Source organism: Solirubrobacter deserti, assembly GCF_027587175.1.
In the GTDB taxonomy this organism is placed as follows: Bacteria; Actinomycetota; Thermoleophilia; order Solirubrobacterales; family Solirubrobacteraceae; genus Solirubrobacter; species Solirubrobacter deserti.
This window is the reverse complement of the sequence record NZ_JAPCID010000055.1, coordinates 1-22,185: the sequence shown is the minus strand read 5'-3', so window position 1 is coordinate 22,185 and position 22,185 is coordinate 1. Positions and strand designations below refer to the sequence as shown.

Annotated in this window: 20 protein-coding genes and 1 pseudogene; 13 read left to right on the top strand and 8 right to left on the bottom strand. The window is 70.9% G+C overall.

Features of this window, described 5'->3' with window-relative positions; translation table 11 throughout:
- Positions 1–66: 66 nt before the first annotated feature.
- Entirely contained in the window at positions 67–627 is a 561-nt protein-coding gene (locus tag OJ962_RS27900) for a DJ-1/PfpI family protein (RefSeq protein ID WP_202952702.1), read from the top strand.
- A 42-nt stretch (positions 628–669) separates the two neighbouring features.
- On the opposite strand, the gene OJ962_RS27895 is transcribed toward OJ962_RS27900, so the two are convergent.
- On the bottom strand, positions 670–1,338 hold the full coding sequence (locus OJ962_RS27895) for a class I SAM-dependent methyltransferase (protein ID WP_202952703.1): 669 nt from the start codon (positions 1,336–1,338) through the stop codon (positions 670–672).
- Positions 1,339–1,389: 51 nt separating this feature from the next.
- Between OJ962_RS27895 and dxr the strand changes: the two genes are divergently transcribed.
- From dxr to OJ962_RS27875, 4 genes are all read left to right on the top strand, one after another.
- Positions 1,390–2,538, top strand: coding sequence for a 1-deoxy-D-xylulose-5-phosphate reductoisomerase (dxr, locus tag OJ962_RS27890; RefSeq protein WP_202952704.1), 1,149 nt, complete (start codon positions 1,390–1,392; stop codon positions 2,536–2,538).
- Positions 2,539–3,609, top strand: a complete 1,071-nt coding sequence (locus OJ962_RS27885) for a M50 family metallopeptidase (protein WP_202952705.1) — start codon at positions 2,539–2,541, stop codon at positions 3,607–3,609. It begins immediately after the preceding gene.
- An 88-nt stretch (positions 3,610–3,697) separates the two neighbouring features.
- Positions 3,698–5,362: an AMP-dependent synthetase/ligase gene (locus OJ962_RS27880; protein WP_202952706.1), complete on the top strand. Its 1,665-nt coding sequence runs from the start codon at positions 3,698–3,700 to the stop codon at positions 5,360–5,362.
- Between the two features lie 65 nt (positions 5,363–5,427).
- Complete coding sequence (locus OJ962_RS27875) at positions 5,428–7,611, top strand: methyl-accepting chemotaxis protein (protein WP_270006752.1); 2,184 nt, start codon at positions 5,428–5,430, stop codon at positions 7,609–7,611.
- 116 nt (positions 7,612–7,727) lie between these two features.
- Here OJ962_RS27875 and OJ962_RS27870 read toward each other — a convergent pair whose 3' ends face one another.
- Positions 7,728–8,156 carry a MarR family transcriptional regulator gene (locus tag OJ962_RS27870; RefSeq protein ID WP_202952708.1) on the bottom strand — a complete coding sequence of 143 codons (429 nt, stop codon included), beginning with the start codon at positions 8,154–8,156 and terminating at the stop codon, positions 7,728–7,730.
- Positions 8,153–9,562 carry a DHA2 family efflux MFS transporter permease subunit gene (locus OJ962_RS27865; RefSeq protein WP_202952709.1) on the bottom strand — a complete coding sequence of 470 codons (1,410 nt, stop codon included), beginning with the start codon at positions 9,560–9,562 and terminating at the stop codon, positions 8,153–8,155. Before OJ962_RS27865 ends, OJ962_RS27870 begins: the two co-directional genes overlap by 4 nt.
- A gap of 88 nt (positions 9,563–9,650) precedes the next feature.
- Between OJ962_RS27865 and ispG the strand changes: the two genes are divergently transcribed.
- Positions 9,651–10,892, top strand: a complete 1,242-nt coding sequence (gene ispG / locus OJ962_RS27860; protein ID WP_202952710.1) for a flavodoxin-dependent (E)-4-hydroxy-3-methylbut-2-enyl-diphosphate synthase — start codon at positions 9,651–9,653, stop codon at positions 10,890–10,892.
- A gap of 81 nt (positions 10,893–10,973) precedes the next feature.
- Here ispG and OJ962_RS27855 read toward each other — a convergent pair whose 3' ends face one another.
- Genes OJ962_RS27855 through OJ962_RS27840 form a run of 4 tightly spaced genes read right to left on the bottom strand, consistent with a single transcriptional unit; the run spans position 10,974 to position 15,431 of the window.
- The gene (locus tag OJ962_RS27855) at positions 10,974–11,735 is read right to left on the bottom strand and encodes a class I SAM-dependent methyltransferase (RefSeq protein ID WP_202952711.1); all 762 of its coding nucleotides are present in this window, start codon (positions 11,733–11,735) and stop codon (positions 10,974–10,976) included.
- Entirely contained in the window at positions 11,735–13,249 is a 1,515-nt protein-coding gene (locus tag OJ962_RS27850) for a cellulase family glycosylhydrolase (RefSeq protein ID WP_202952712.1), read from the bottom strand. The genes OJ962_RS27855 and OJ962_RS27850 overlap by 1 nt, the downstream gene beginning before the upstream one ends.
- Positions 13,246–14,769, bottom strand: a complete 1,524-nt coding sequence (locus tag OJ962_RS27845) for a cellulase family glycosylhydrolase (RefSeq protein WP_202952713.1) — start codon at positions 14,767–14,769, stop codon at positions 13,246–13,248. Before OJ962_RS27845 ends, OJ962_RS27850 begins: the two co-directional genes overlap by 4 nt.
- A 56-nt stretch (positions 14,770–14,825) precedes the next feature.
- Positions 14,826–15,431, bottom strand: coding sequence for a superoxide dismutase (locus tag OJ962_RS27840; protein WP_202952714.1), 606 nt, complete (start codon positions 15,429–15,431; stop codon positions 14,826–14,828).
- Positions 15,432–15,530: 99 nt separating this feature from the next.
- On the opposite strand from OJ962_RS27840, the gene OJ962_RS27835 reads away from it, so the two are divergent.
- The 7 genes from OJ962_RS27835 to OJ962_RS27805 all read left to right on the top strand — a co-directional run bounded on the left by OJ962_RS27835 (position 15,531) and on the right by OJ962_RS27805 (position 21,516).
- Positions 15,531–17,222 (top strand): proline--tRNA ligase, encoded by a 1,692-nt coding sequence (locus tag OJ962_RS27835; RefSeq protein WP_202952715.1) that lies wholly within the window; start codon positions 15,531–15,533, stop codon positions 17,220–17,222.
- Positions 17,204–17,848 carry a CDP-alcohol phosphatidyltransferase family protein gene (locus OJ962_RS27830; RefSeq protein WP_202952716.1) on the top strand — a complete coding sequence of 215 codons (645 nt, stop codon included), beginning with the start codon at positions 17,204–17,206 and terminating at the stop codon, positions 17,846–17,848. Before OJ962_RS27835 ends, OJ962_RS27830 begins: the two co-directional genes overlap by 19 nt.
- A gap of 62 nt (positions 17,849–17,910) precedes the next feature.
- Complete coding sequence (locus OJ962_RS27825) at positions 17,911–18,171, top strand: RsiG family protein (RefSeq protein WP_202952717.1); 261 nt, start codon at positions 17,911–17,913, stop codon at positions 18,169–18,171.
- A 20-nt stretch (positions 18,172–18,191) separates the two neighbouring features.
- On the top strand, positions 18,192–18,665 hold the full coding sequence (locus tag OJ962_RS27820) for an FHA domain-containing protein (RefSeq protein ID WP_202952718.1): 474 nt from the start codon (positions 18,192–18,194) through the stop codon (positions 18,663–18,665).
- A complete protein-coding gene (gene ftsR, locus OJ962_RS27815) occupies positions 18,666–19,454 on the top strand; it encodes a transcriptional regulator FtsR (protein WP_456115351.1) in 789 nt (262 codons plus the stop codon).
- The gene (locus tag OJ962_RS27810; protein WP_202952719.1) at positions 19,451–19,972 is read left to right on the top strand and encodes an adenine phosphoribosyltransferase; all 522 of its coding nucleotides are present in this window, start codon (positions 19,451–19,453) and stop codon (positions 19,970–19,972) included. The genes ftsR and OJ962_RS27810 overlap by 4 nt, the downstream gene beginning before the upstream one ends.
- Positions 19,969–21,516 (top strand): FAD-binding oxidoreductase, encoded by a 1,548-nt coding sequence (locus tag OJ962_RS27805; RefSeq protein WP_202952720.1) that lies wholly within the window; start codon positions 19,969–19,971, stop codon positions 21,514–21,516. Before OJ962_RS27810 ends, OJ962_RS27805 begins: the two co-directional genes overlap by 4 nt.
- Here the strand turns inward: OJ962_RS27805 and OJ962_RS27800 are convergent.
- Positions 21,506–22,185 (bottom strand): annotated as a pseudogene (locus OJ962_RS27800) (hypothetical protein); the annotation flags it as partial. The gene OJ962_RS27805 and the pseudogene OJ962_RS27800 sit on opposite strands and share 11 nt — an antisense overlap.

The window sequence follows — 22,185 nt, the reverse complement described above, 5'->3', positions numbered from 1 at the left end:
GGATCGTAACGGAGAACGGCGTTCCTGCCACTCGTTCTGCGGCTTGCGCGCCGCGACGATGCCGGCATGACGATCGAGATCCTCCTGTTCGACGGCTTCGACGACCTGGACGCGTTCGGCCCGTTCGAGGTGCTCCGCACGGCGGGGCTCGACACGCGCTTCGTCACGGCCGAGCCGGCCGACACCGTGACCTCGTCCGGCGGCGCGCGCGTGATCCCGCACGGCGTGCTCGGCGATCCGGACCTGCTGATCGTCCCCGGCGGCGGCTGGAACGACCGCTCCGGGCCCGGCGCCTACGCCGAGGCGCAGCGCGGCGTGATCCCGGCCAAGCTGCGCGAGCGCGAGGGCCGGATCGCGTCGGTGTGCACCGGGGCGATGCTGCTCGCCGCCGCCGGCCTGCTCACCGGCCGCCGGGCGATCACCCACCACAGCGCGATCGAGGACCTGCGCGAGGCGGGCGCGGACGTCGTCGAGGGCGCGCGCTACGTCGACGAGGGCGACATCCTCACGTCCGCGGGCGTGAGCGCCGGCATCGACATGGCGCTCCACCTCGTCGGTGACCAGGCCGCCACCGTCGCGCGCGAGATCGAGTGGGACGAAGCTCGCCCTGCGGGCTCGCTTCGGTGAAAGTCATGGCCCAGGGGGCCAGGACTTCCGGGGAGCGGCGTTTCAGCGGGCAGCTCGCCACATGACGAACGACGGAAGCAGCTGCCCCCGCTCACGCGGCGGGACCGGCTCCCGCAACGCCTCGATCCGCAGGCCCACGGCCTCCAACGCGCGCGCGTAGGACTCCAGTGGCCGCGTCCAGCCGCGGAAGTGCATCGTCAGGTCGTTGCGGTAGAAGGTGCCCTCGAAGACGCCTTCCTCGCTGTAGGGCCGCGCGAGCGTGTAGCCGTCGCCGGCCGGTCGCAGCAAGTCGGCCACGGGGTTGGTGATGCACACGCACAACGCGCCGCCCGGCGCCAGCACCCGCTCGGCCTCGCGCACCGCGCCGGGCATGTCCTCCATGTCCATCAGCGAGTTGTAAGCGACCACGAGGTCGAAGGTGCCGTCCTCGAACGGCAGCGCCGCCGCGTCGGCGACCGCGTAGGTGCCCTCCGGATGGGCCTCGGCCGCGGCGCGCAGGAGCGTCAAGGACGTGTCGATCCCGGTCACGTCGTGACCGCGTGCCGCCAGGTCGCGGCAGACGCGCCCCTCGCCGCAGCCCACCTCGAGCGTGGCGCGGCCCGGCGGCGGCACCAGCTCGAAGAACGCGTCCCGGTAGCTCCAGTAGTCGTCGTGGTCCGGCGTGCGCGCCCACGCCAGCCAGTCGGCGGCCTGCTCTTCGAAGTGCGTCACGGGCGCGAACCTTATCCGCGGCAAACCTGGCCCCTGCCACACTGAGGCGTCGTGAAGCGGCTCCTCATCCTGGGCTCGACCGGCTCCATCGGCACCCAAGCGCTCGACGTCGTCAAGCGCGCGCCCGAGCAGTTCGAGATCGTCGGCCTGTCCGCCGGGAGCAACCACCTCCCGCTCGTTCAGCAGGCCATCGAACGCGGCGTCACGCGCATCGCGCTGACCGACTCCGACGCCGCCGCGCGCGCCGCCGAGAGCTGGACCGGCGGCGAGGTGCTCGCCGGCCCCGAGGGCCTGGTCCGGCTCGTCGCCGAGTCCGGTGCCGACCTCGTGCTCAACAGCATCGTCGGCTCCGCCGGCCTCGGCCCGACGATCGTCGCCCTCACCGAGGGGATGGACGTCGCGCTCGCCAACAAGGAGTCGCTCGTCGTCGGCGGCGAGCTGGTGACCGCGCTGGCCGAGGCCACGGGCGCGCGGTTGATCCCCATCGACTCCGAGCACACCGCGATCCACCACCTGCTCACGGGCGAGCCGCCCGGCGTGGTGGACAAGCTCATCCTGACGGCATCCGGCGGCCCGTTCCGCGGCCGCAAGGACCTGCAGAACATCACGGTCGAGGAAGCCCTGAACCACCCGACGTGGCGGATGGGCGGCAAGATCACGATCGACAGCGCGACGCTGATGAACAAGGGCCTGGAGGTCATGGAGGCCCACCATCTCTTCGGGACGCCCTACGACAAGATCGACGTGGTCGTCCACCCGCAGTCGATCATCCACGCCCTTGTGCAGCTGTGCGACGGCTCGACGAAGGCCCACATGGGCTATCCGGACATGCGCGTCGCCATCGGCTACGCGCTGCACCACCCGGATCGCGCCGACCTGCCGATCAAGCCGTTGGACCTGGTCGAGCTGGGCCGCCTGGACTTCGAGGCGCCCGACCTGGAAACGTTCCCGTGCCTGCGCCTGGCGCGCGAGGCCGGGATTGCGGGCGGCACCGCGCCGTGCGCGCTCAACGCCGCCAACGAGGTCGCCGTCCACGCCTTCCTCAACGGCCGCCTGTCGTTCGCCGGCATCCCGCAGGTCATCGAGGGCGTGCTGGACGAGCTCGGATCGCGCCGTGTGCACGACTTCGAGGCGCTCTACGTGACCGACGCCGAGGCGCGCGAGATCGCCGCCGAGCTGATCGAAGGAGTACACGCGTAAATGAGCTGGCTGCTCGCCTTCCTGGGCTTCGCCGTCCTGATCATCCTGCACGAGGCGGGCCACTTCTTCGCGGCCAAGGCCGTCGGGATGCGGGTCGAGCGCTTCAGCCTGTTCTTCCCGCCGCTGCTGGCCAAGCGCAAGCGCGGCGAGACCGAGTACGCGATCGGCGCGATCCCACTGGGCGGCTACGTGAAGATCACGGGCATGAACCCGGCGGAGGACATCCCGCCGGAGCACGCCCACCGCGCGTACTACCGCCAGCCGGTGTGGAAGCGGATCGTCGTGATCGGCGCCGGGCCCGCCGTCAACATCGTCCTGGCGTTCGTGATCATGGCCTGCGTGTTCATGGCGCGCGGCCCGGTGGAGCCGCCGCTCGTGGTCGGAACCGTCGCGGCCGGCCAGCCCGCTGCGGGCAAGCTCGAGCCCGGCGACAAGGTGCTCGCCGTCGACGACAAGCGTCTCACCGGCCCCTACCAGGACCAGGTGCGCGACGTCACCAACGCCGTCAACTCGCACGCCAACGGCGGCGAGGTCTCGTTCACGATCGAGCGCGACGGGCGCGAGCTGACGGTCACCGGCAACACGTTCTACGACCGCGAGCTCAAGCGCAACCGGTTCGGCTTTGGCTACGACCAGGAGGCGAGCCGGATCGACGCCGGCCCGGTGCGGGCGTCCGAGGAGGCCGTGAGCGAGATGTGGTTCGTCACGTCCACCACGGTCAGCACGATCGCCCGGATCTTCGACGCCCAGCAGCGCGAGCAGATCGGCAGCGTGGTCGGCGGCTACGAGACGACCCGCCAGACGATCGAGCAGCAGGACCTGATCGTCACGTTGTACGTGCTGGCGCTGATCTCGCTCAGCCTCGGCGTGATCAACCTGTTCCCGTTCCTGCCGCTCGACGGCGGCCACATCTTCTGGGCGCTGGCCGAGAAGGTGCGCGGGAAGGCGATCCCGTTCAGCGTCATGGAGCGCGCCGGCTTCGTCGGCTTCGCGCTCGTGCTGATGCTGTTCGTGATCGGGCTCTCGAACGACATCGACCGAATCCAGAACGGCGGCTTCGGTCTGCGATAGAGGCGCTTGGTGTGCGCGACCGGCTAGCGCCGGTGCGTGCCCACTTCGGCTTGGAGATCGCTTCGCGGATCTCCTGTAACGTCCCCCTATGGGGGAGCGACGCGCAGTGCACGCGGCGACGATCGCCGAGGCCTTTCGGCTGACCGTCGAGGACAACGCGGACCGCATCGCGGTCCGTACCGCCGGCGACGAGATCGCCTGGACGTGGGCCGAGCTGGAGGCGAAGGTGGACGCCTTCGCGGGCGGCCTGGCCAAGCTCGGCGTCACGCGCGGGGACACAGTCGCGTTGATGATCTCCAACCGGCCGGAGTTCATGGTCGCCGACCTGGCGGCGACGATGCTGGGCGCCACGCCGTTCTCGATCTATCTGACCTCCGCGCCCGACCAGATCGCGTACGTGATCAAGGACGCCGCGGCGCGGGTGGCGATCGTCGAGGCGCCGTTCAAGGACGCGGTCGCGCCGCTGGTCGAGTACGTGCTCACGGTCGAGGAGATGGACGGGTACGCCGTGCCGGGCTTCCAGCCCGACTGGCGCGCGGTCCAGCCCGACGACATCCTCACGATCATCTACACGTCCGGCACGACCGGTCCGCCCAAGGGCGTGCAGCTCTCGCACGCGAACGAGATGGCGGCCGTCGACGCGGTGGAGAAGCGCGTCGGCTTCCCGGACGGCTCGCGCATCATCTCCTGGCTGCCGAGCGCGCATGTGGCCGAGCGCACCGCCCATCACTACCTGCCGATCGTCTACGGCATGACGATCACGACCTGCCCGGACCCGCGCCGGATCGGCGAGTTCCTGCCGCTGGTCAAGCCGACGTGGTTCTTCGCCGTCCCGCGCGTGTGGGAGAAGCTCAAGGCCGGCATCGAGACGAAGCTGGCGGGCAACGAGCAGGCAGAGAAGGTCCTCACCGCCGCCAAGCAGGTGGTGGAGCTGCGGCAGGCGGGCGAGCCGGTCCCGGACGCCCTGGAGTCGGCGGTCGAGCTCGGCGAAGAGCAGCTGTTCGGGCCGCTGCGGGCGGCGATCGGGCTCGACGAGGCACGGCTGGTCAACGTCGGCGCCGCGCCGACGCCGCGCGAGGTGCTCGTCTTCTTCCACGCCATCGGCGTCCCGCTGGCCGAGATCTGGGGGATGAGCGAGACGTGCGGCGCGGGTGCGTCGAACCCGGAGGAACGGATCAAGATCGGGACCGTCGGGCTGCCGTCACCGGGCGTGGAGCTCAAGCTCGCCGAGGACGGGGAGCTGCTCGCGCGCTCGAAGGTCGTGATGGTCGGCTACCGCAACCTGCCGGACAAGACCGCGGAGGCGCTCGACGAGGAGGGCTGGCTGCACACGGGCGACGTGGCGACGATCGACGAGGACGGCTACGTCACGATCATCGACCGCAAGAAGGAGCTGATCATCAACGCCGCGGGCAAGAACATGTCGCCCGCGAACATCGAGGCGGCGCTCAAGGGCGCCTCGCCGCTGATCGGCCAGGCGTGCGTCGTGGGCGACGGGCGTCCGTACAACGTCGCACTGATCGTGCTCGACCCCGACTACGCAGCCGCGGTCGAAGATCACGCAGCGGTCGTGGCCGAGGCGGTCGAGGCCGCGAACTCCGGACTCTCCCGTCCGGAACAGATCAAGCGCTGGACGATCCTGAACGACGACTGGGTTCCCGGTGGAGATGAGCTGACCCCGACGATGAAGCTCAAGCGGCGCCCGATCATGGACAAGTTCGCGGGCGAGATCGACGCCATGTACCAGGGCTGACGATCGTCGCCCCGATACGGCCAATCCGTCAAGTTTTGACCACCGCCTCCGATTGCTGGGAGGCCATGCCGAAGATCCAATCCCTGCGCGCGAAGATGCTCGCGCTTATCCTCCTGCCGGTCATCGTGGCGCTCGCCGCGGTGACCTTCATCGCCATCTCCCGCGCGTCATCCGCGCAGGAGAAGTCCGCGTACGCCGAGCTCACGCAGCGCACCGCGGTCGAGTCCGCCAAGGTCGACGCCGCCGTCGCCGGCGTGCAGAACATCGCCAACAGCGCGGCCCTCATCCTCTCCACCAGCAACAGCCGCGCCGACGCCGTCGCCGGCATGACGGCGCTCCAGACCGCTGCCAAGGGCAGCGTCGTCGCCGTCTTCGGTGGTCTGCTCCCGAACTCGTTCGGCTCGGACGCGAAGGCCGCCGGCCAGCCCGCCACCCTCGCCGACGGCTCCTTCCAGCCGAGCGTCGCGCTCGACGAGAAGGGCAAGCTCAACGTCACCGCCAGCAAGGACGGCCCCACGGGCGCGGCCGCGTTCGCCAAGGACCCGAAGCCCGGCGTCCAGGAGCCCGCGGCCTACGAAGGCACGATGTACGTGACCTACCAGGCGGCCGTGCAGCGCGGCGGCAAGGTCGTCGGGTACGCCGGCACCGCCAACACGCTCGCGCTGATCGACAGCGAGATGGGCAAGCTGAAGTTCTACGACACCGGCTACGCGTTCGCGACGTCGGCCAAGGGCGTCCTGATCGCCAGCCCCGACAAGAACCAGACCGGCAAGGTCAGCCTCGCCGAGCTCGCCGCCAAGACCAAGAACGCCGAGCTCAAGCAGGTCGCCGACTCGATCGCGGCCGGCAAGAGCGGCCAGATCGAGACCAAGGACCCGTTCACGGGCAAGGATGTCGTCCTCACCTGGTCCAAGATCGACTCCGCCGGCTGGAGCTTCCTCACCTCGGTGCCGCAGTCTGAGGTCCTCGCCCCGGTCAAGAGCCTGCGGAACACCCTCTTGCTCGTCGGCGTGATCGCGCTGCTGCTCATCAGCCTGGTGATCGTGCTGGTCGCCAACCGCCTCACCAAGCCGATCCGCACCGTCACCGAGGCCGCCGAACGCGTGGCCGAGGGCGACGTGGACGTGCAGATCGACGTCAAGACCAACGACGAGGTCGGCCGCCTGGCCGCTTCGTTCGAGCGCATCGTCGAGTACCTGCGCGAGAAGGCCGTCGCCGCCGAGGCCGTCGCGGGTGGCGACCTGACGGTGCACGTGGAGCCGCGCTCGGAGAAGGACGTGCTCGGGGCCGCGTTCAACCGCCTCGTCGACGACCTGCGTGGCATCGTCGGCCGCGTGCACTCGACGGCGACGGGCGTCAGCGACGCCTCCCGCCAGATGGCCGGCACCTCCGACGAGGCCGGCCGCGCGATCCAGGAGATCGCGGTCGCGATCGGCGAGGTCGCCGAGGGCACCAACGTGCAGGTCCAGAAGGTCGAAGCCGTCCGCGAGGCCGCCGAGCGGGTCGCCGGCACGGCACGTGACAGCGCCGAGCGGGCGCACGAGGCCGCCGGCCAGGCCGAACAGGCCAAGACGATGGCCACCGAGGGCCTCGTCGCCGCCGGTCAGGCGTCGGACGCGATGAGCGGCCTGGCGGAGTCCGCGAGCGGCGTGACCGGCGCGATCGAGACGCTGGCCGCCAAGTCCGAGAAGATCGGCGGCATCGTGACCACGATCACCGGCCTCGCCGAGCAGACCAACCTGCTCGCGCTCAACGCCGCGATCGAGGCCGCGCGGGCCGGCGAGCAGGGCCGCGGCTTCGCGGTCGTCGCCGAGGAGGTCCGCAAGCTGGCCGAGGAGTCGCAGTCCGCCGCCGGCGAGATCGCGGGCCTGATCAGCGAGATCCAGCGCGAGACGACCGACGTCGTCGCGATGGTGGCCGATACGGCCGAGCGCACCGAGGGTGGCACGCAGACGGTCGAGCGCGCCCGCGCGGCGTTCGAGGCCATCGGCGCCGCCGTCGACGAGGTCACGGCGCGGGCCGCGGACATCGCCGGCGCTGTCGAGGCGCTGTCGCTGGACGCCAACCAGATCGCCGACGATGTCGTCGGCGTGGCTACGGTCGCCGAGTCGGCGAGCGCTTCGAGCGAGCAGGTCTCGGCCACGACCCAGCAGACGAGCGCTACGACGCAGGAGATCCCGGCGTGGGCGCAGGAGCTGGGGGGCACCGCGGCCGAGTTGGAGGAGCTCGTCTCCACCTTCCGGCTGTAAAACGAGACAACGGCCGGCCACGCGATGAAGCCGTGGCCGCCCGGAGGAGGTCAAGTCTGTCGTTTGGCAGGCGCGACGGACTACGTGGAGGCCCCCATCTTCAGCGGGGGCTGACCCTACCTCCCCAGTGAATCGAGGAGCTCGGCGAGCGACCGCATCACGCGGACCGCGGCGTCGAGCTCTTCGTCGCTGTAGGGCGCGAGCACCTCGGCCGTGCGCTGCTCGATCTTCGCGCGCTTGACCGCGAGCGTCTCGTGGCCGGCGTCGGTGAGCGAGACGATCACCTGACGCCGGTCGCGGTCGCTGCGCCGGCGCTCGACCATCCCGGTCTGCTCGAGCTGGTCGAGCATCGCGGTCATTGACGCGGGGGAGAGGTCGGCGCGCTTGGCCAGCTCGCCCGCGGTGCACGCCTCACCGCGCTCGAGCTGGAACAGCGCGCGCACCTGGGCGGCGGAAAGCTCGCCCGGGCGGTGCGGGTCGCGCCCGCGCAGGCGGCGCTCGGCGGCGAACAGCTCGCTCATCGCGGCGCGGACGTCGTGGCTCATGCCGTCACCAGGGTGGCTTCGGGCTCGCGCCGGGTCCGGCGCTCGACGATCGCCAGCAGGACCGTCGGCAGCAGCGCGACGATGCTCACGCCGACGACCCACCAGTAGGTGTGGGCGAAGCTGGCGGCGATCGCGGTGGGCGTGTTCGCCGTGATGCCGTTCTGGAGCACGACGGTCAGGATGGCGGTGCCGATCGAGCCACCGACGCGCTGGAGGACGTTGAGCTGCGGCGCGGCGTCGTTGACCTGCTCGGGCCGGAGCGTCGCGTAGGCGGCGGTCATGGCCGGCATCATCGACAATCCGATGCCGAAGCCGCGCACGACCATGGCGGCGTCGAGCGTCAGGTAGGACGTCGTCGCGTCGATCAGCACGAACGGCAGCGTGGCGACGATCATGATCGCGCCGCCCATCAGGCTGGTGAGCCCGCCGCCGAGGCGCTCGGTGAGGCGGCCGGAGGCGGCCATCGCGAGCGCGGCGCCGATGCCCTGCGGGATCAGCAGCAGGCCGGTCATGACGGCGTCCTCGCCGCGGACGAGCTGGAAGTAGAGCGGCATCAGGACCATGCCGCCGAACAGCGCGGCGCCGAGGCCGAACGTGGTCACGGAGGCGGCGCTGAACGCCTTGTTGGCGTACAGGCGCACGTCCAGCAGCGGGTTCGGGATGCGCAGCGCGCGGATCACGAAGGCGGCGACGAGCGCGACGCCGGTGAGCGCCGGGACCAGCACCTCGGGCGCGGCCATCGAGCCGGCGGCGCCGGACTCGGCGAGGCCGTAGGTGATGCCGACCAGGCCGGTGGCGACAAGAGCGAGGCCCGGGAAGTCGAGTGGCTCGGTGGCCTGCGCCTCGTCGTGCGGGAACAGGCGGAAGGCGGCGATCGCGGCGCCGATGCCCACCGGGATGTTGATGAAGAAGATCGACTGCCAGCTGACGTGCTCGACGAGCAGGCCGCCGAGCGTGGGGCCGAAGATCGGAGCGAGGATCATCGGGACGCCGATGGCGCTCATCACGCGCGCCATGTTGCGCGGGCCCGCAGCCTTGACGAGCGCGATCTGGCCGATCGGGAGCAGCAGGCCACCCGCGAGGCCCTGGAGCACGCGCGCGCCGACGAGCGTCTCGAGGTTCCAGGCCAGGCCGCAGAGCAGCGAGCCGAGCGTGAACAGCAGCAGGGAGGCGATGTAGAGGCGGCGGGCGCCGAAGCGGGCGGCGGCCCAGCCGGAGGCGGGGATGACCGCGGCGAGCGCGAGCATGTAGCCGGTGACGACCCATTGGACGTTGTCCAGCGGTGCGTGCAGCTGCTCGGACAAGGTCTCAAGCGCCACGTTCACGATCGTGGTGGAGAGGATCGACATGATCGCGCCGAGGACGACGGCGATCGCGATCCGCTTGACGTGTGGTTCCAGTTTCATAGTTGACCCCGCAAAGTTTAGCCACCGAATCTTTCGGCTTCAAGGCGTTCACACTTGAGCGGGTCTTCGACCTCTAAACTGGTCGTCGATGGCTTCCAAGCGCTCAGTCAACGTCGGTGGTGTCCAGGTCGGCGGGGGCGCTCCGGTCGCGGTCCAGACGATGACCAAGACCGAAACGGCCAACCTCCAGGCCACGATGGACCAGATCCGCCGGGTGGCGGACGCCGGCGCCGACATCGTGCGCTGCGCGGTGCCGCGCGAGAAGGACGTCGAGGCGCTCAAGACGATCGTGCGCGAGTCGCCGATCCCGATCATCGCCGACATCCACTTCAACCACACGCTGGCGCTGAAGGCCATCGACGCGGGCGCGCACTGCATCCGCATCAACCCGGGCAACATCGGCGGGCCCGAGAAGGTCGCCGAGGTGGCCGACCGAGCGCGCGCCGCCGGGACGCCGATGCGCATCGGCGTCAACTCCGGCTCGCTGCCCAAGCACCTGCACGAGCTCGAGATGACCAACCCGGTCGAGGCGCTGGTCACGGCCGCCACCGAGTTCGTCGAGCTGATGGAGCGACTGCGCTTCGAGGACTTCAAGGTCTCGATCAAGTCGACCTCGGTCCCGAACACGATCGCGGCGAACCGCCTGCTCAGCCAGCGCATCGACTACCCGCTGCACCTCGGCGTCACCGAGGCCGGCACCAAGTGGTCCGGCTCGCTCAAGAGCGCGGTCGGCCTCGGGACGCTGCTGGCCGACGGCATCGGCGACACCATCCGCATCTCGCTCTCGACGTTCCACGCCGAGGAAGAGGTCAAGGTCGCCTGGGAGATCCTCAAGGCGCTCAAGCTCCGTGAGCGCGGGCCCGTCCTGATCGCCTGCCCGACGTGCGGCCGCCTCCAGTTCGACATGGACTCCGTCGTCGCCGAGGTCGAGCGCCGCCTGGAGGCCTATGACGACCCGATCGAGGTCTCCGTCCTCGGCTGCGCCGTCAACGGCATCGGCGAGGCCCGCCACGCGGACTTCGGCATCACCGGCGCCAAGGACATGGGGATGATCTACTCCAAGGGCGAGCCGATCAAGAAGGTCGCCACGGAGAACCTCGTCGACGAGCTCTTCGCCGAGATCGACAAGTACTACGCCTCGGGCAAGAAGGTCGAGCGGGACGCGGCCGCCGCCGCCGAGGCCGCCGCCTGGCTGGCTCAGGAAGAGGACCTCACGGCGATGACGCCGGAGCGCCTGGCTGCGCTCGAGGCCGAGAAGACCAAGGAGAACGCGGACGCGATCGACGAGGCGCTCTCACCGGTCGCGGGCCGCCGCTTCACGCGCGTGTAGTCGTCACCGGGCGATCGGTCACTTGACCCCCGCACAGGTCGTCAACTGACCGCCCGCGCGGTCAGCGGGCGTGCCAGCCGATCAGCGCGCTTCGGCGAGCACGGCGTAGTGCACCGTGAAGAAGCGCTCCGCGCTCGGCGCGTGCGCGCGGTGCGACAGCGAGCGCACGGCCCACTTGGCCGCCGCGGCGACGCGCGCCTTCGCCGTCTCGGCGAAGAACGCGTGGTGCTCGTGACCCAACGGGTCGGCCAGCTCGGCGACGGGCCGCACGCCCGCCCGGGCCGCCAGGGCGCGGACCGAGGACCGGTCGAAGGCGTGCAGGTGCCCGATCGACGCCGAGATGGCGCGCTTCGCCGGCCGGGCGGCGCTGCGGTTGTTCTCCAGCGGCACCTCCACGAGCACGTGCCGCGCGACGCGCGCGGCCTCGGCCAGCAAGGGCTCCGGGTCGGGCACGTGCTCGAGGACGTGCGAGAGGATCGCGAGGTCGTACGCGCCGTCCTCGACGGGCACGCGCGAGCCGTCGTAGGCCTCCAGGCGCTCGACGCGGGGGATGGAGCGGCCGCGCGCGATCTCCACGGCCGGCGCCGAGAGCTCGAAGCCGTCGAAGCGCGCCGCCGGCCACAGCTCCGACAGCGCGGCGAGCAGCGCACCGTCGCCGCAGCCGATCTCGACGACCCGGGCGGGCTCCACGCCCGCCCGGGAGCACAGCTCGACCGCGTGAGCGGCCTTCGACCGCGCCCCGATCGCCCGCCAGCGACCCATCTTCAGGCTGCGCTCGTGATCGTCGAGCGAGTAGCCCGCGGTGTAGAACGCGGCGGGATCCTGGTGCGCGGTCGGGGTCATCAGCTGCCCGCGGCCAGGGCCACGGCGGCCTTGTAGCGGCTCTTGTCCGTCTTGGCGAGGTCGACGATGCCCGAGACGCGCGGCTGCGGGTTCGGGTCTTCGAGCGTCGGCTTGGGTGTCCACTCGTAGCGATAGGCGGCGCCGGCCTGCGGCGTGAGCTTGCGTGACCAGACGCCGTCGGCGCCGATGTTGAGCGTCTGCACGTCCGTGAACTCCGAGGAGCCCTTCGGGCGGACCATGATCGTGACCTGGCCCTGCGCTTCGCCACGGACGTGGCCCCACAGGACGGCGGACCTGGCGCCCGGCGCCTGGTCGATCACGAACGGCGCGGGCATCACCGACAGCACGGGCTTGGGCTGGCCGTCGTTGTACAGCAGGCCCGTCTGCCAGCCCGAGTAGCGCTTGGTGCCGCTGCCGAGGTTGCGGACCGGCTCGTCGCCCCACTGGTAGAAGGACAGGCCGCGCACGCGCTTGGTCGCCCAGGCGATGTAGGCCGCCTGCTGCAGGTACTTGGTCTGCAGCGCCGTCGACACGCCCGAGGCCGGGTCCGGCGGTGAGGTCTCGTAGCCGTACTCGGTCAGGTGGATGGTCTTCGAGATGCTGATCGCCTTGCGGGCGCGCAGCTTGTCGATCGCCGTGAACAGCCGCTTGAGGTCGCCGAACTGCGCCGAGTCGAGGTCGTTGTTGACCCGGTCCGGCGCGTACTTCTTCGGGTGCGGGTGGTAGCCGAGCGTGTCGCCCTTGGCCGCCTTGAAGCCCTTGCAGCGGCCGCTGCGGACCGACCGGTAGTTGTCGTCCACGCACCCCATCGAGCGCAGGAACGGCAGCGGGCGCATCGGCGTGTCGGCGCTGATCGGCCGGTTGCCGACCGGCGCGAGCTCACCGATCACGACCTCGGCGCCCGGGTCGGCGGCCTTGACCACCGGTTGCGCAGCGCGCACCAGGCCGCGGTAGACGTGCGGCGACACCGCCTGGAACTTGCCCGAGACGCGCTCCCACTGCGGCTGCAGCCAGCCCTTCTGGTTGGGCTCGTTCCACAGCAGGTAGCGATCGACCTGCGACTTGTAGCGCGTCGCGACGGCCTTCGAGAAGTCCGCGAACGCCTTCGGGTCCGGCTTCCAGCGCGGGTTGCGCTTGGCCGGCTGCGAGCTCGACCAGAGCGGCCCCGGCCCGGTGATGGTGAGCATCACCCGGATGTTGTTGGCGCGGACGAGCTGGACCGCCTGATCGAGCCGGACCCAGTCGTAGCCCGGCGAGGCCGGGTTGGCGGCGTCGAAGCCGGCCGGCTTGGTCGTGGCGGTCTGCGCGGGGGCGATCTCCCACCAGCGAGCGTGGATGCGGACGACGTCCACCCCCAGCTTCTGCCACGCGGCGACCGCGGGCGGAGCCGACTGCGGGTTCGAGAGCAGCAGGCCCTCGTCCTCCATGCCGAACTCGAACGTGGCCGCGTGGGCGGCCGGAGCCACCCCGAGGAGGGACATCGCCGCCGCGGCGGCCACTATGAAACGCTTCACTTGGTCGCTACCTCCGCCTGGCGCGACGTGAGCCCGTTCCAGCTCAGCCGCCACTGACCGCCCGTGTCCGGGACCTCGGCCGTGAAGGTGCCGTTCGCGCTCGTCACGGGGACGGACGTCACGGTCTTGAACGACGAGGAGCCCGCGGGCGCGTTCTGGATGTCCACGGTACCGGCGGCACCGGCGTCAGCCGGGCGCACCTGCCCGTAGACCGTCAGGGTAGAGCCCTTCTTGACGACCCAGATCGGGAGCTTGTAGGCGTCGTAGGCGACCTTGCGCGCGCCGCCGCTGAACAGCCGCAGGCCCATCTGGAACCCGGCGGCGATGCTCGCGTCGTCGACGATCTTGTACTGGGCGACCGTCTTGACGCGGTTGTTGTTGAACGCGATCCAGTCGGACTGGTTGATGTACTCGGCCTGCTGGGCGTCCGTGACGGCGAAGATGTCGTTCACGCCCGGCGGGTTGGTCTGCCAGCCGTGCTCGGTGTAGTGCACGGGCAGCTTGGACGGGATGCGCTTGCGCTTGCCCGCCTGGTCGAGCAGGCGCGTCAGGCGCGAGGCGACGCCGATCGTGATCTCACCCGCGTTGGTCTTCGACAGCGGCGGGCGCGAGCCGCCGCGCGTGTACGGATGGTGCGCGTAGCCGTTGACGTTGAGGCGCTTGTAGCCCGAGCAGGACTGCTCCTTGCCCTCCACGCCGCCGAGGCTGCCGCCGCTCTTGGACAGGCAGAACACGCCGCGCAGGAACGTCTCCGGCGAGGTCTTGGTGATGCGGGTCGCGCAGCTCTTGGGCGCGCGCAGCTTGCGCTGGGCCGAGCAGCCGGACGGGTCGTCGCCGAGCGGCGCCGTCTCGCCGAGCCAGATCTGGTCGGTCGACGTCTTGTGGCCCGTGGCGCTCAGCGAGGAGATCGCCGAGCGGGCGAGCGAGCGGTACAGCGACGCGGAGCGCTGGACGGCGACGCCGCCCACGACCTCGTACTGCGGGCTCAGCCACGACTTGAGGTTCGGCTCGTTCCAGATCGACCAGTGCTTGACGGTCGGGTACTTGGTGCCGAGCGCACGCACGAAGTCGCCGAACAGCTTGGGGTCCGGCTTGCAGACCTTGCGCGCGGCGGCGGAGCCCTTGCAGCGCGACGCCCAGGCGGGGATCGGCCCCGTCGGGGTCAGCAGCACCTGCAGGCCGCGCGCCTGCGCGCCCGCGACCAGCGAGTCGAGCATCGCGAACGACGCGCCGTAGGCCTCAGGCTTGCGTCCGCTGAAGCCTTTCGGCTTCTTCGTCGAGGTGGGAGAAGGCGCATAACGAGCCCAGATCACGTTCGCGCGGATGATGTCGGCGCCCAGCGCCTTGGCCTCATCGAGCGCCTGGGCCTGGATCTCAGGTCCGGACTCCAGCATGATCTTCTCGTCTTCGATCAGCGACAGCTGATCGGGGGCCGCGATCGCGGGCGCGGTGGGCAGGGCAGCGCAGGCTGCGGCCACCACGAACAGCCGCCGGGCGCGGCGTCGGGAAGTCTCAGTCATCGAGAACATTCCAACGCCCCGCCCGGACGGGAGTTGCGGAGTGAGCGAAAAGTCGCTTACTTGGCGGCGGCGTACAGCTCGGCGACCTTCGCCCAGTTCACGACGTTCCAGAAGGCGTCCAGGTAGTCCGGGCGCTTGTTCTGGTACTTGAGGTAGTAGGCGTGCTCCCAGACGTCGGCGCCCAGCAGCGGCGCCTGGCCGGCCGAGATCGGGGAGTCCTGGTTCGGCGTGCTCGTGATGGCGACACCCGAGCCGTCGTAGACCAGCCAGGCCCAGCCGGAGCCGAACTGGTTGACGCCCGCCTCCTTGAACTTGGCCTTGAACTCGTCGAAGGAGCCGAAGGCGCTGTTGATCGCCTCGGCGAGCTCGCCACTGGGCTCACCGCCGCCGTCCGGCGACAGCATCTCCCAGAAGAGCGAGTGGTTGTAGTGGCCGCCGGCGTTGTTGCGCACGGCCTTCTGCTTGTCGGCCGGCAGCGAATCGAGGTTCTTGAGGACCTCCTCGACCGACTTGTCGGCCCACTCCGTGCCCTCGAGCGCGGCGTTGGCCTTGTCGACGTAGGCCTGATGGTGCTTGTCGTGATGCACCTTCATCGTGGCCTCGTCGATGTGCGGCTCGAGCGCGTCGTACGCGTACGGCAGCGCGGGAACTTCGTAAGCCATCGGGGTGCCTCCCAGCGGGTTCGAACTCTGCGTCGGTCCCTGCGTTCTATCACCGCGCGCCGGTCCGCAACCTCCGGCGACTAGGCTTCGGGCCTCCTTATGACCCGACTGAGCCAGTACTTCCTACCCACCGAGAAGCAGCCGCCCGCCGACGCGGAGGCGCTCTCGCACAAGCTCTTGGTGCGCGCCGGCATGATCCGCCAGGTCGGCGCCGGGCTGTGGTCGTGGCTCCCGGCGGGTTGGCGCGTGCACCAGAAGGCGGTGCAGATCGTGCGCGAGGAGCTCGACGCGATCGGCGCGCAGGAGATGCTGATGCCGGTCCTGAACCCCGCCGAGCTGTGGCAGAAGTCCGGCCGCTACGACGCGATCGGCGGCGAGCTGTTCCGGCTCAAGGACCGCCGCGGCGCGGACATGGTGCTGGCGATGACCCACGAAGAGGTCGTCACCTCGCACGTGGCCCAGGTCGTGCGCTCCTACCGCGACCTGCCGCTGATCCTCTACCACTTCCAGACCAAGGAGCGCGACGAGCCGCGCCCCCGCGCCGGCGTGCTCCGGACGCGCGAGTTCATCATGAAGGACTCGTACACGTTCGACCGCGACGCGGCGGGCCTGGACGTGGGCTATGACAAGCACCGCGAGGCCTACGACAGGATCTTCGACCGCTGCGGGCTCGAGTGGTACCGGGTGGACTCGGACGTCGGCATGATGGGCGGCACGGGCGCGCACGAGTACATGGCGCCGTGCCCCGCGGGCGAGAACGACGTCGCGCTCGCGCCGGGCTACGCGGCCAATGTGGAGGTCGCGAGCGCCACGCCGCAGCCCGTGGAGCTGCCGGAGGCGCTGGACGCCCCCGAGGAGTTCTCCACGCCCGGCGCCACGACCATCGAAGCGGTGGCCACGCTCGCGGGCGTGCCGGCCGGCGCGCTGATCAAGGCCTACCCGATCATCGTCGGCGAGGACGAGCTGCGGCTCGTGCTCGTGCGCGGTGACCACAAGGTCAACGACATCAAGCTCGGCAACGCGCTCGGCGCGAGCTTCCGCCCGGCGCACGAGGCCGAGTTCGAGGACCGGATCGGCCCGGCGGGCTTCATCGGCCCGGTCGGGGTCTCCGGCGTGCCGATCCTGCTCGACGCCGCGCTCGACGGCCATTCCTACATCGCGGGCGCGAACAAGGCGGACGCGCACCTGCGGGGCGTTGATCCCGCGCGTGACTTCGAGTTCACGCAGGTGGACGTGCGCAGCGTCGTCGCCGGCGACACCGTCGACGGGCACGAGATCCGGATCGAGCCCGCGATCGAGATCGGCAACATCTTCAAGCTCGGCACGCGCTACTCGGTCCCGCTGGGCGCGACCTACCTGGACGAGGACGGGCAGTCGCACCCGATCTGGATGGGGTCCTACGGCATCGGCCCGGCGCGCATCTGCGCGGCCGCGGTCGAGCAGTTCGCGGACGAGAAGGGCATCTCCTGGCCGCGCTCGCTCGCGCCGTTCGACATCCACCTCGTGGGTCTCGGCAAGCCGGGCACGGACGAGGCCGCGCTCGCGGACAAGCTCTACGACGAGCTGCGCGCGCTCGGCCTGGACGTCATCTACGACGACCGCGAAGGCGGCCCGGGCGCGAAGTTCGCCGACGCCGAGCTGCTGGGCTGCCCGCTGCGGCTGACGATCGGCAAGCGCACGATCGAGGCGGGCGAGATCGAGGCCCAGGTCCGGCGCGGGCGCGAGACGCGCTCCGTCCCGCTCGAGGGGGCGGCGGAGGCCGCGCACGAGCTGTGGAAGACGCTCCCGTAGAAGACAAGCGGCAACGGCTCACGTTCCGGCGGCTGTCCGGGCTCGACCGCTCGGGCCCGCCGCCGCCGGAGACGCAGCCTGGCGCGCCCCTGCGCCCGTGGACGATCCCGAACGCCATCGGGTACGCCCGGCTGCTCCTGGTGCCGGTCTTCCTGGTGCTCGCTTTGAACTCGGAGTCCGGCACGGACGCGCTGCCGGCCGTGCTGTTCGCGATCATCGGCTGGAGCGACTACCTCGATGGCATCGCGGCGCGCGTGACGCGCCAGTACTCGCGCATGGGCGCGCTGCTGGACCCGCTCGTGGACCGCATGCTGATCCTGTCGGGCGTGATCGTCTGCTGGCACTTCGACCTGCTGCCGCGCTGGGCGCTCGCGATCCTCACCGCGCGCGAGCTGTTCATGCTCGGTCTGGCCCGGTACGCGATGTACCGTCAAGTTGAGCTGAAGATCAACTGGTTGGGTAGGTGGGGCGTGTGGCCGATCTTCAGCGCCCTGTTCTTCGCGCTCTGCAGTGTGGAGTGGCTCGCCCTGGCGTGTCTGTACGTGGGGTTGGTGCTGGTGCTCGGCTCCACGGTGCAGTACGTTCGTGATGGTCTGCGCATGGCGCGAGGCCAAGGCTCTAGTTGAGCTTTACGAACGCTATGCTTCCCCTTCCGTCTCGTCGCCCAGAGGAGAGGACTCGTTAACAGATGGACACCTTCCCCGATCTCGGTTCACTCTCCGACCAGGAGCTCAAGGACCTCATCCAGCAGCTCACTGACGAGGAGCAGGAGGTGTCCTATCGCCGGCGGATCCTCCACGGCAAGATCGACATCCTGCGGGCTGAGCTGGTCAACCGCCTCCGCAAGAAGCACGAGGGCGGCGAGGAAGTCATCTCCGGTGCCGACGTCCAGCGTTTGACCGACATCCTTGCCGGTCGCGCCACGGGCGCCGGCGACGACACCATCTAGCTCGCGCGGAGGTTCGGCCTTTGGCCCGTCACTGCCCCGAGTGCGGGTTCGTCGTCACGGAGGGGGCGAACTACTGCCAGCGCTGCGGCGCCTACGTCGGCACGCGTGAAGACACGCGTGAGGACGCGACGACCGCGACGTACATGGTCGACGAGCAGACCGGCGAGCTCAAGCCGGTCGACGTCGGCGACGTCGCGGCCGCCACGGGCGCCCTGGTCATCCGCTCCGGCGGCGGCCGCGTCGGCCAGTCGTTCCCTCTCGAAGGCGACCGACTCGTCATCGGGCGTTCCCCGGATGCCGCGATCTTCCTCGACGATGTCACCGTCTCACGCGAGCACGCCGTGCTCGTGCGGCGCGCGGGGGACTGGTTCCTGGATGATTCCGGCTCATTGAACGGCACCTACGTCAACCGCCGCCGCGTGGATTCGCACAAGCTCGCCGACGGCGACGAGCTGCAGGTCGGCAAATACAAGCTCACCTACCTCGCCCGCTGAGTGGCTGTGACCGACGACGCCGCGAGTGGGGCGAGCGAACAGGCAGTCCAGTCGCCGAGGCAGGCCAAGTCGCTGACCATCGGGGCGGTGTGCAAGGGGCTCCAGCAGGAGTTCCCGGACATCTCGATCTCCAAGATCCGCTATCTGGAGGACCAGAAGCTGATCACGCCGCGGCGCACGCCCGGCGGGTACCGGCTGTACTCGCCGTCCGACGTGCAGCGGCTGCGGACGATCCTGCGCCTGCAGCGCGACGAGTACATGCCGCTGGCCGTGATCCGGCAGGAGCTCGCCGCGGGGCGGATGGTCGAGGAGGCGTCCTCGAGCACCTCGTCCGGTGACGGGGGCGCGCCGGCCGCTCCGGCGCCGCGGGCGGCGTCGCCGCGGCGGATGGCGATCTCCGTGCGCTCGGGCGGCCCGACGTTCTCGCTCGACGACATCGTCGAGGACACGGGCGCCGAGCTCCGGCTCGTGCAGGAGCTCGAGGACTTCGGGATCATCAAGGGCGTCCCGCGCGACGGCACCCGCTTCTACGACGAGACCGACCGCGAGATCGTGCGCGCGGTGCGCGAGCTCGCCGCGTACGGCGTCGCGGGCCGCAACCTGCGCGTGTTCAAGTCGTCGGCCGAGCGCGAGGCGGCGCTGCTGAACCAGATCCTCGCGCCCTCCCTGCGCTCGCGCAACCCGGAGCGGCGGCGTGAGGCGATCGACGCGCTGGAGAACCTCGCGGCGGTCGCCTCGCACCTCAAGCACCTGCTGCTGGTCCGGGATCTGCGGCGGATCATCGGATGAACCTGGCCTCTTACATCCGCGACATCCCGGACTTTCCGAAGGAAGGGATCGTTTTCAAGGACATCACGCCGCTGCTGCTGGACTTCGACGCGTTGGACTTCGCGGTGTCGTCCCTGGCGGAGTGGGCGCGGCCGCTGTCCGTCGACTTCGTGGTGGCGGCCGAGGCGCGCGGGTTCATCCTGGGCGCCGCGCTGGCGCGCGAGCTGGGCGTCGGGTTCGTGCCGGCGCGCAAGCCCGGCAAGCTGCCGGGGGAGACGGTGTCGGCGGAGTACATCCTCGAGTACGGGGTGGACGCGCTGGAGATGCACGCGGACGCGATCGCCGACGGGGCGCGAGTCCTGCTCCACGACGACCTGCTCGCCACGGGCGGGACGGCCGCCGCGCTGGTGGACCTGGTCCGGGGGCGCGGGGCGCAGGTCGCGGGCTTCGGGTTCCTCGTCGAGCTGTCGTTCCTGGGCGGACGTGAGAAGCTCGACGGGATCGACGTCAAGACGCTGATCGCCTACGACGGCGAGTGAGGCGCGAGCAGGTCTTCTGGGGCTGGGGCGAGCCCGGGGCCGGGCCGTCGCTGCCCGAGCACGCGCGGGACGTGCTGCGCCAGGAGCTCGGCGTGTCGGGCGATGTCGTCTCGCGACCTGTCGAGTCGGTGTCGCTGCCGGCACCGTCGTTGCCGAACGGGCTGCGGGAGCGGCTGGAGGCGGTCGCCGAGGTGCGCGACGACGACCTGTCGCGGGTCTTGCGGACGCGCGGGAAGTCCTACCTCGACCTGCTGGCGTCGCGGAGCGGGGATTTCGCCTCGGCGCCCGACGCGGTGGTCGCGCCGGGCGATGCGGCCGCGGTGGCCGAGGTGCTGCGCGTGTGTGGCGAGTACGGCGTGGCCGTGGTGCCGTTCGGCGGCGGGACGAGCGTGGTGGGCGGGCTCGCGGGGGAGCGCGGGCCGTTCTCCTCGCTGGTGTCGCTGGACCTGGGGCGGCTGGACCGGGTCGTGTCGGTCGATCCGCGGTCGCTGGTCGCGGTGTTCGAGCCGGGGACCCGGCTGCCCGAGGCGGACGCGGCGCTGCGCGCGCACGGCCTGGCGCTCGGGCATGTGCCGCAGTCCTACGAGTGGGCGACGGTCGGCGGGTGCGCGGCGACGCGCTCGGCGGGCCAGACCTCGACGGGACACGGCCGGATCGACGAGCAGGTCGTGGCGCTCTCGTGCGTGACGCCCTCCGGGTCGCTGGCGACGCTGGACGCACCGGCGTCGGCCGCGGGGCCCTCGCTGCGCGAGCTCGTGCTGGGGTCGGAGGGAACGCTCGGCGTGATCACGTCGGTCGCGCTGCGGGTGCGGCGGCGGGGCGAGGTGTCGTTCGACGGGTGGTCCGTCGAGTCGTTCCTCGCGGGCGCCGAGCTGCTGCGGGCGCTCGAGCAGGACGGGATCGCGCCGGACATCGCGCGGCTCTCGGACGAGCAGGAGACGCGGACGTCGCTGGCGCTGGCCGGGACGGGCACGGTGGGCCGGCGGCTGCTCGGCGGTCGCTGCCTGCTCGTATGCGGCTGGCAGGGCGCGACGGGGCGCGCGTCGGCCGCTCGGAAGCTGATCCGCGGCGGGGCGCTGCCGCTGGGGCCGTCGCCGGGGCACGCGTGGGAGAAGTCGCGCTTCGCGGGCCCGCACCTGCGCGACGACCTGCTCGACCGGGGCGTGCTGGTCGAGACCTTGGAGACGGCGACGACCTGGTCGAACCTCGAGCGCCTCTACCGGGCGGTGCCGGCGGCGCTGCCGGGGCTGCACGTCGGCTGCCACGTCTCGCACGTGTACGCGACGGGCGCTTCGCTGTACTTCACGGTGCTGGGCGCGCAGTCCGAGGACCCGGTCGGGCAGTGGCGCGCGTTCAAGGACGCGGCGTCCCGCGCGATCGTCGCCAACGGCGGCACGATCACCCACCACCACGCCGTGGGCCGCGATCACGCGCCCTATCTGGGCGACGAGATCGGCGAGCTGGGAATGGAGCTGCTGCGGACGGTGAAGACGCGCTGCGATCCGGCCGGGATCATGAACCCCGGCAAGCTGATCACCGCGTAGGCAGCGCGCCGCTCAGGATGACCTTGCCGGGCTCCTTCGCGCCCTTCTCGTCGAGCGTCACGGCGATGCTGTCGTACGCCTGCAGCCACTCGAGGAACTCGTCGGTGTCCTCGTTGCCCGGCCCGGCCGCGGTCAGCTGACCGTTCTCGCCGACCGGCGTCTGGACGTCCCCGAGCAGCCGCGGCGCGCCGCCCTCGCGGGTGAGCCAGATCGAATAGCGCTCGCCGGAGGCGTTCGGCGCGACGCCCTGTGCCGCGAGCGCGAACCGCACGGTTTCGTCATTGGCCTGGAAGAGCTCCATCAGCCCGACCGACGTGGATCCCGCGGGCCCGCGCAGCAGGATCTGATTGGCGCCGACGGCGGTGGCCGACGGCGTGGCCGTCGCCGTGACGGACGCGCCCCCGGGCGGCTCGGGCTCGTCCTCGCCGCGCGTGAACACGAACGCGAGCACGACGCCGACCACGGTCGCGGCGGCGATCATCAGGATCGCGCCGCCGAGTCGGGAAGCGGAGCCGCGCGCGGGATCGGCGTCGTCGTCGCTGCGGGCGGGTTCGGCGAGCGCGTCGTCGGGCGCGTCGCCGCGCGGCGGAGCGGCGAGCGCGTCGTCGTGGGCCGCGGCGCCGCGGCCCGGAGCGCGGTCGCGCGCGGTGTCGCCGCTTGCCGTCGCCG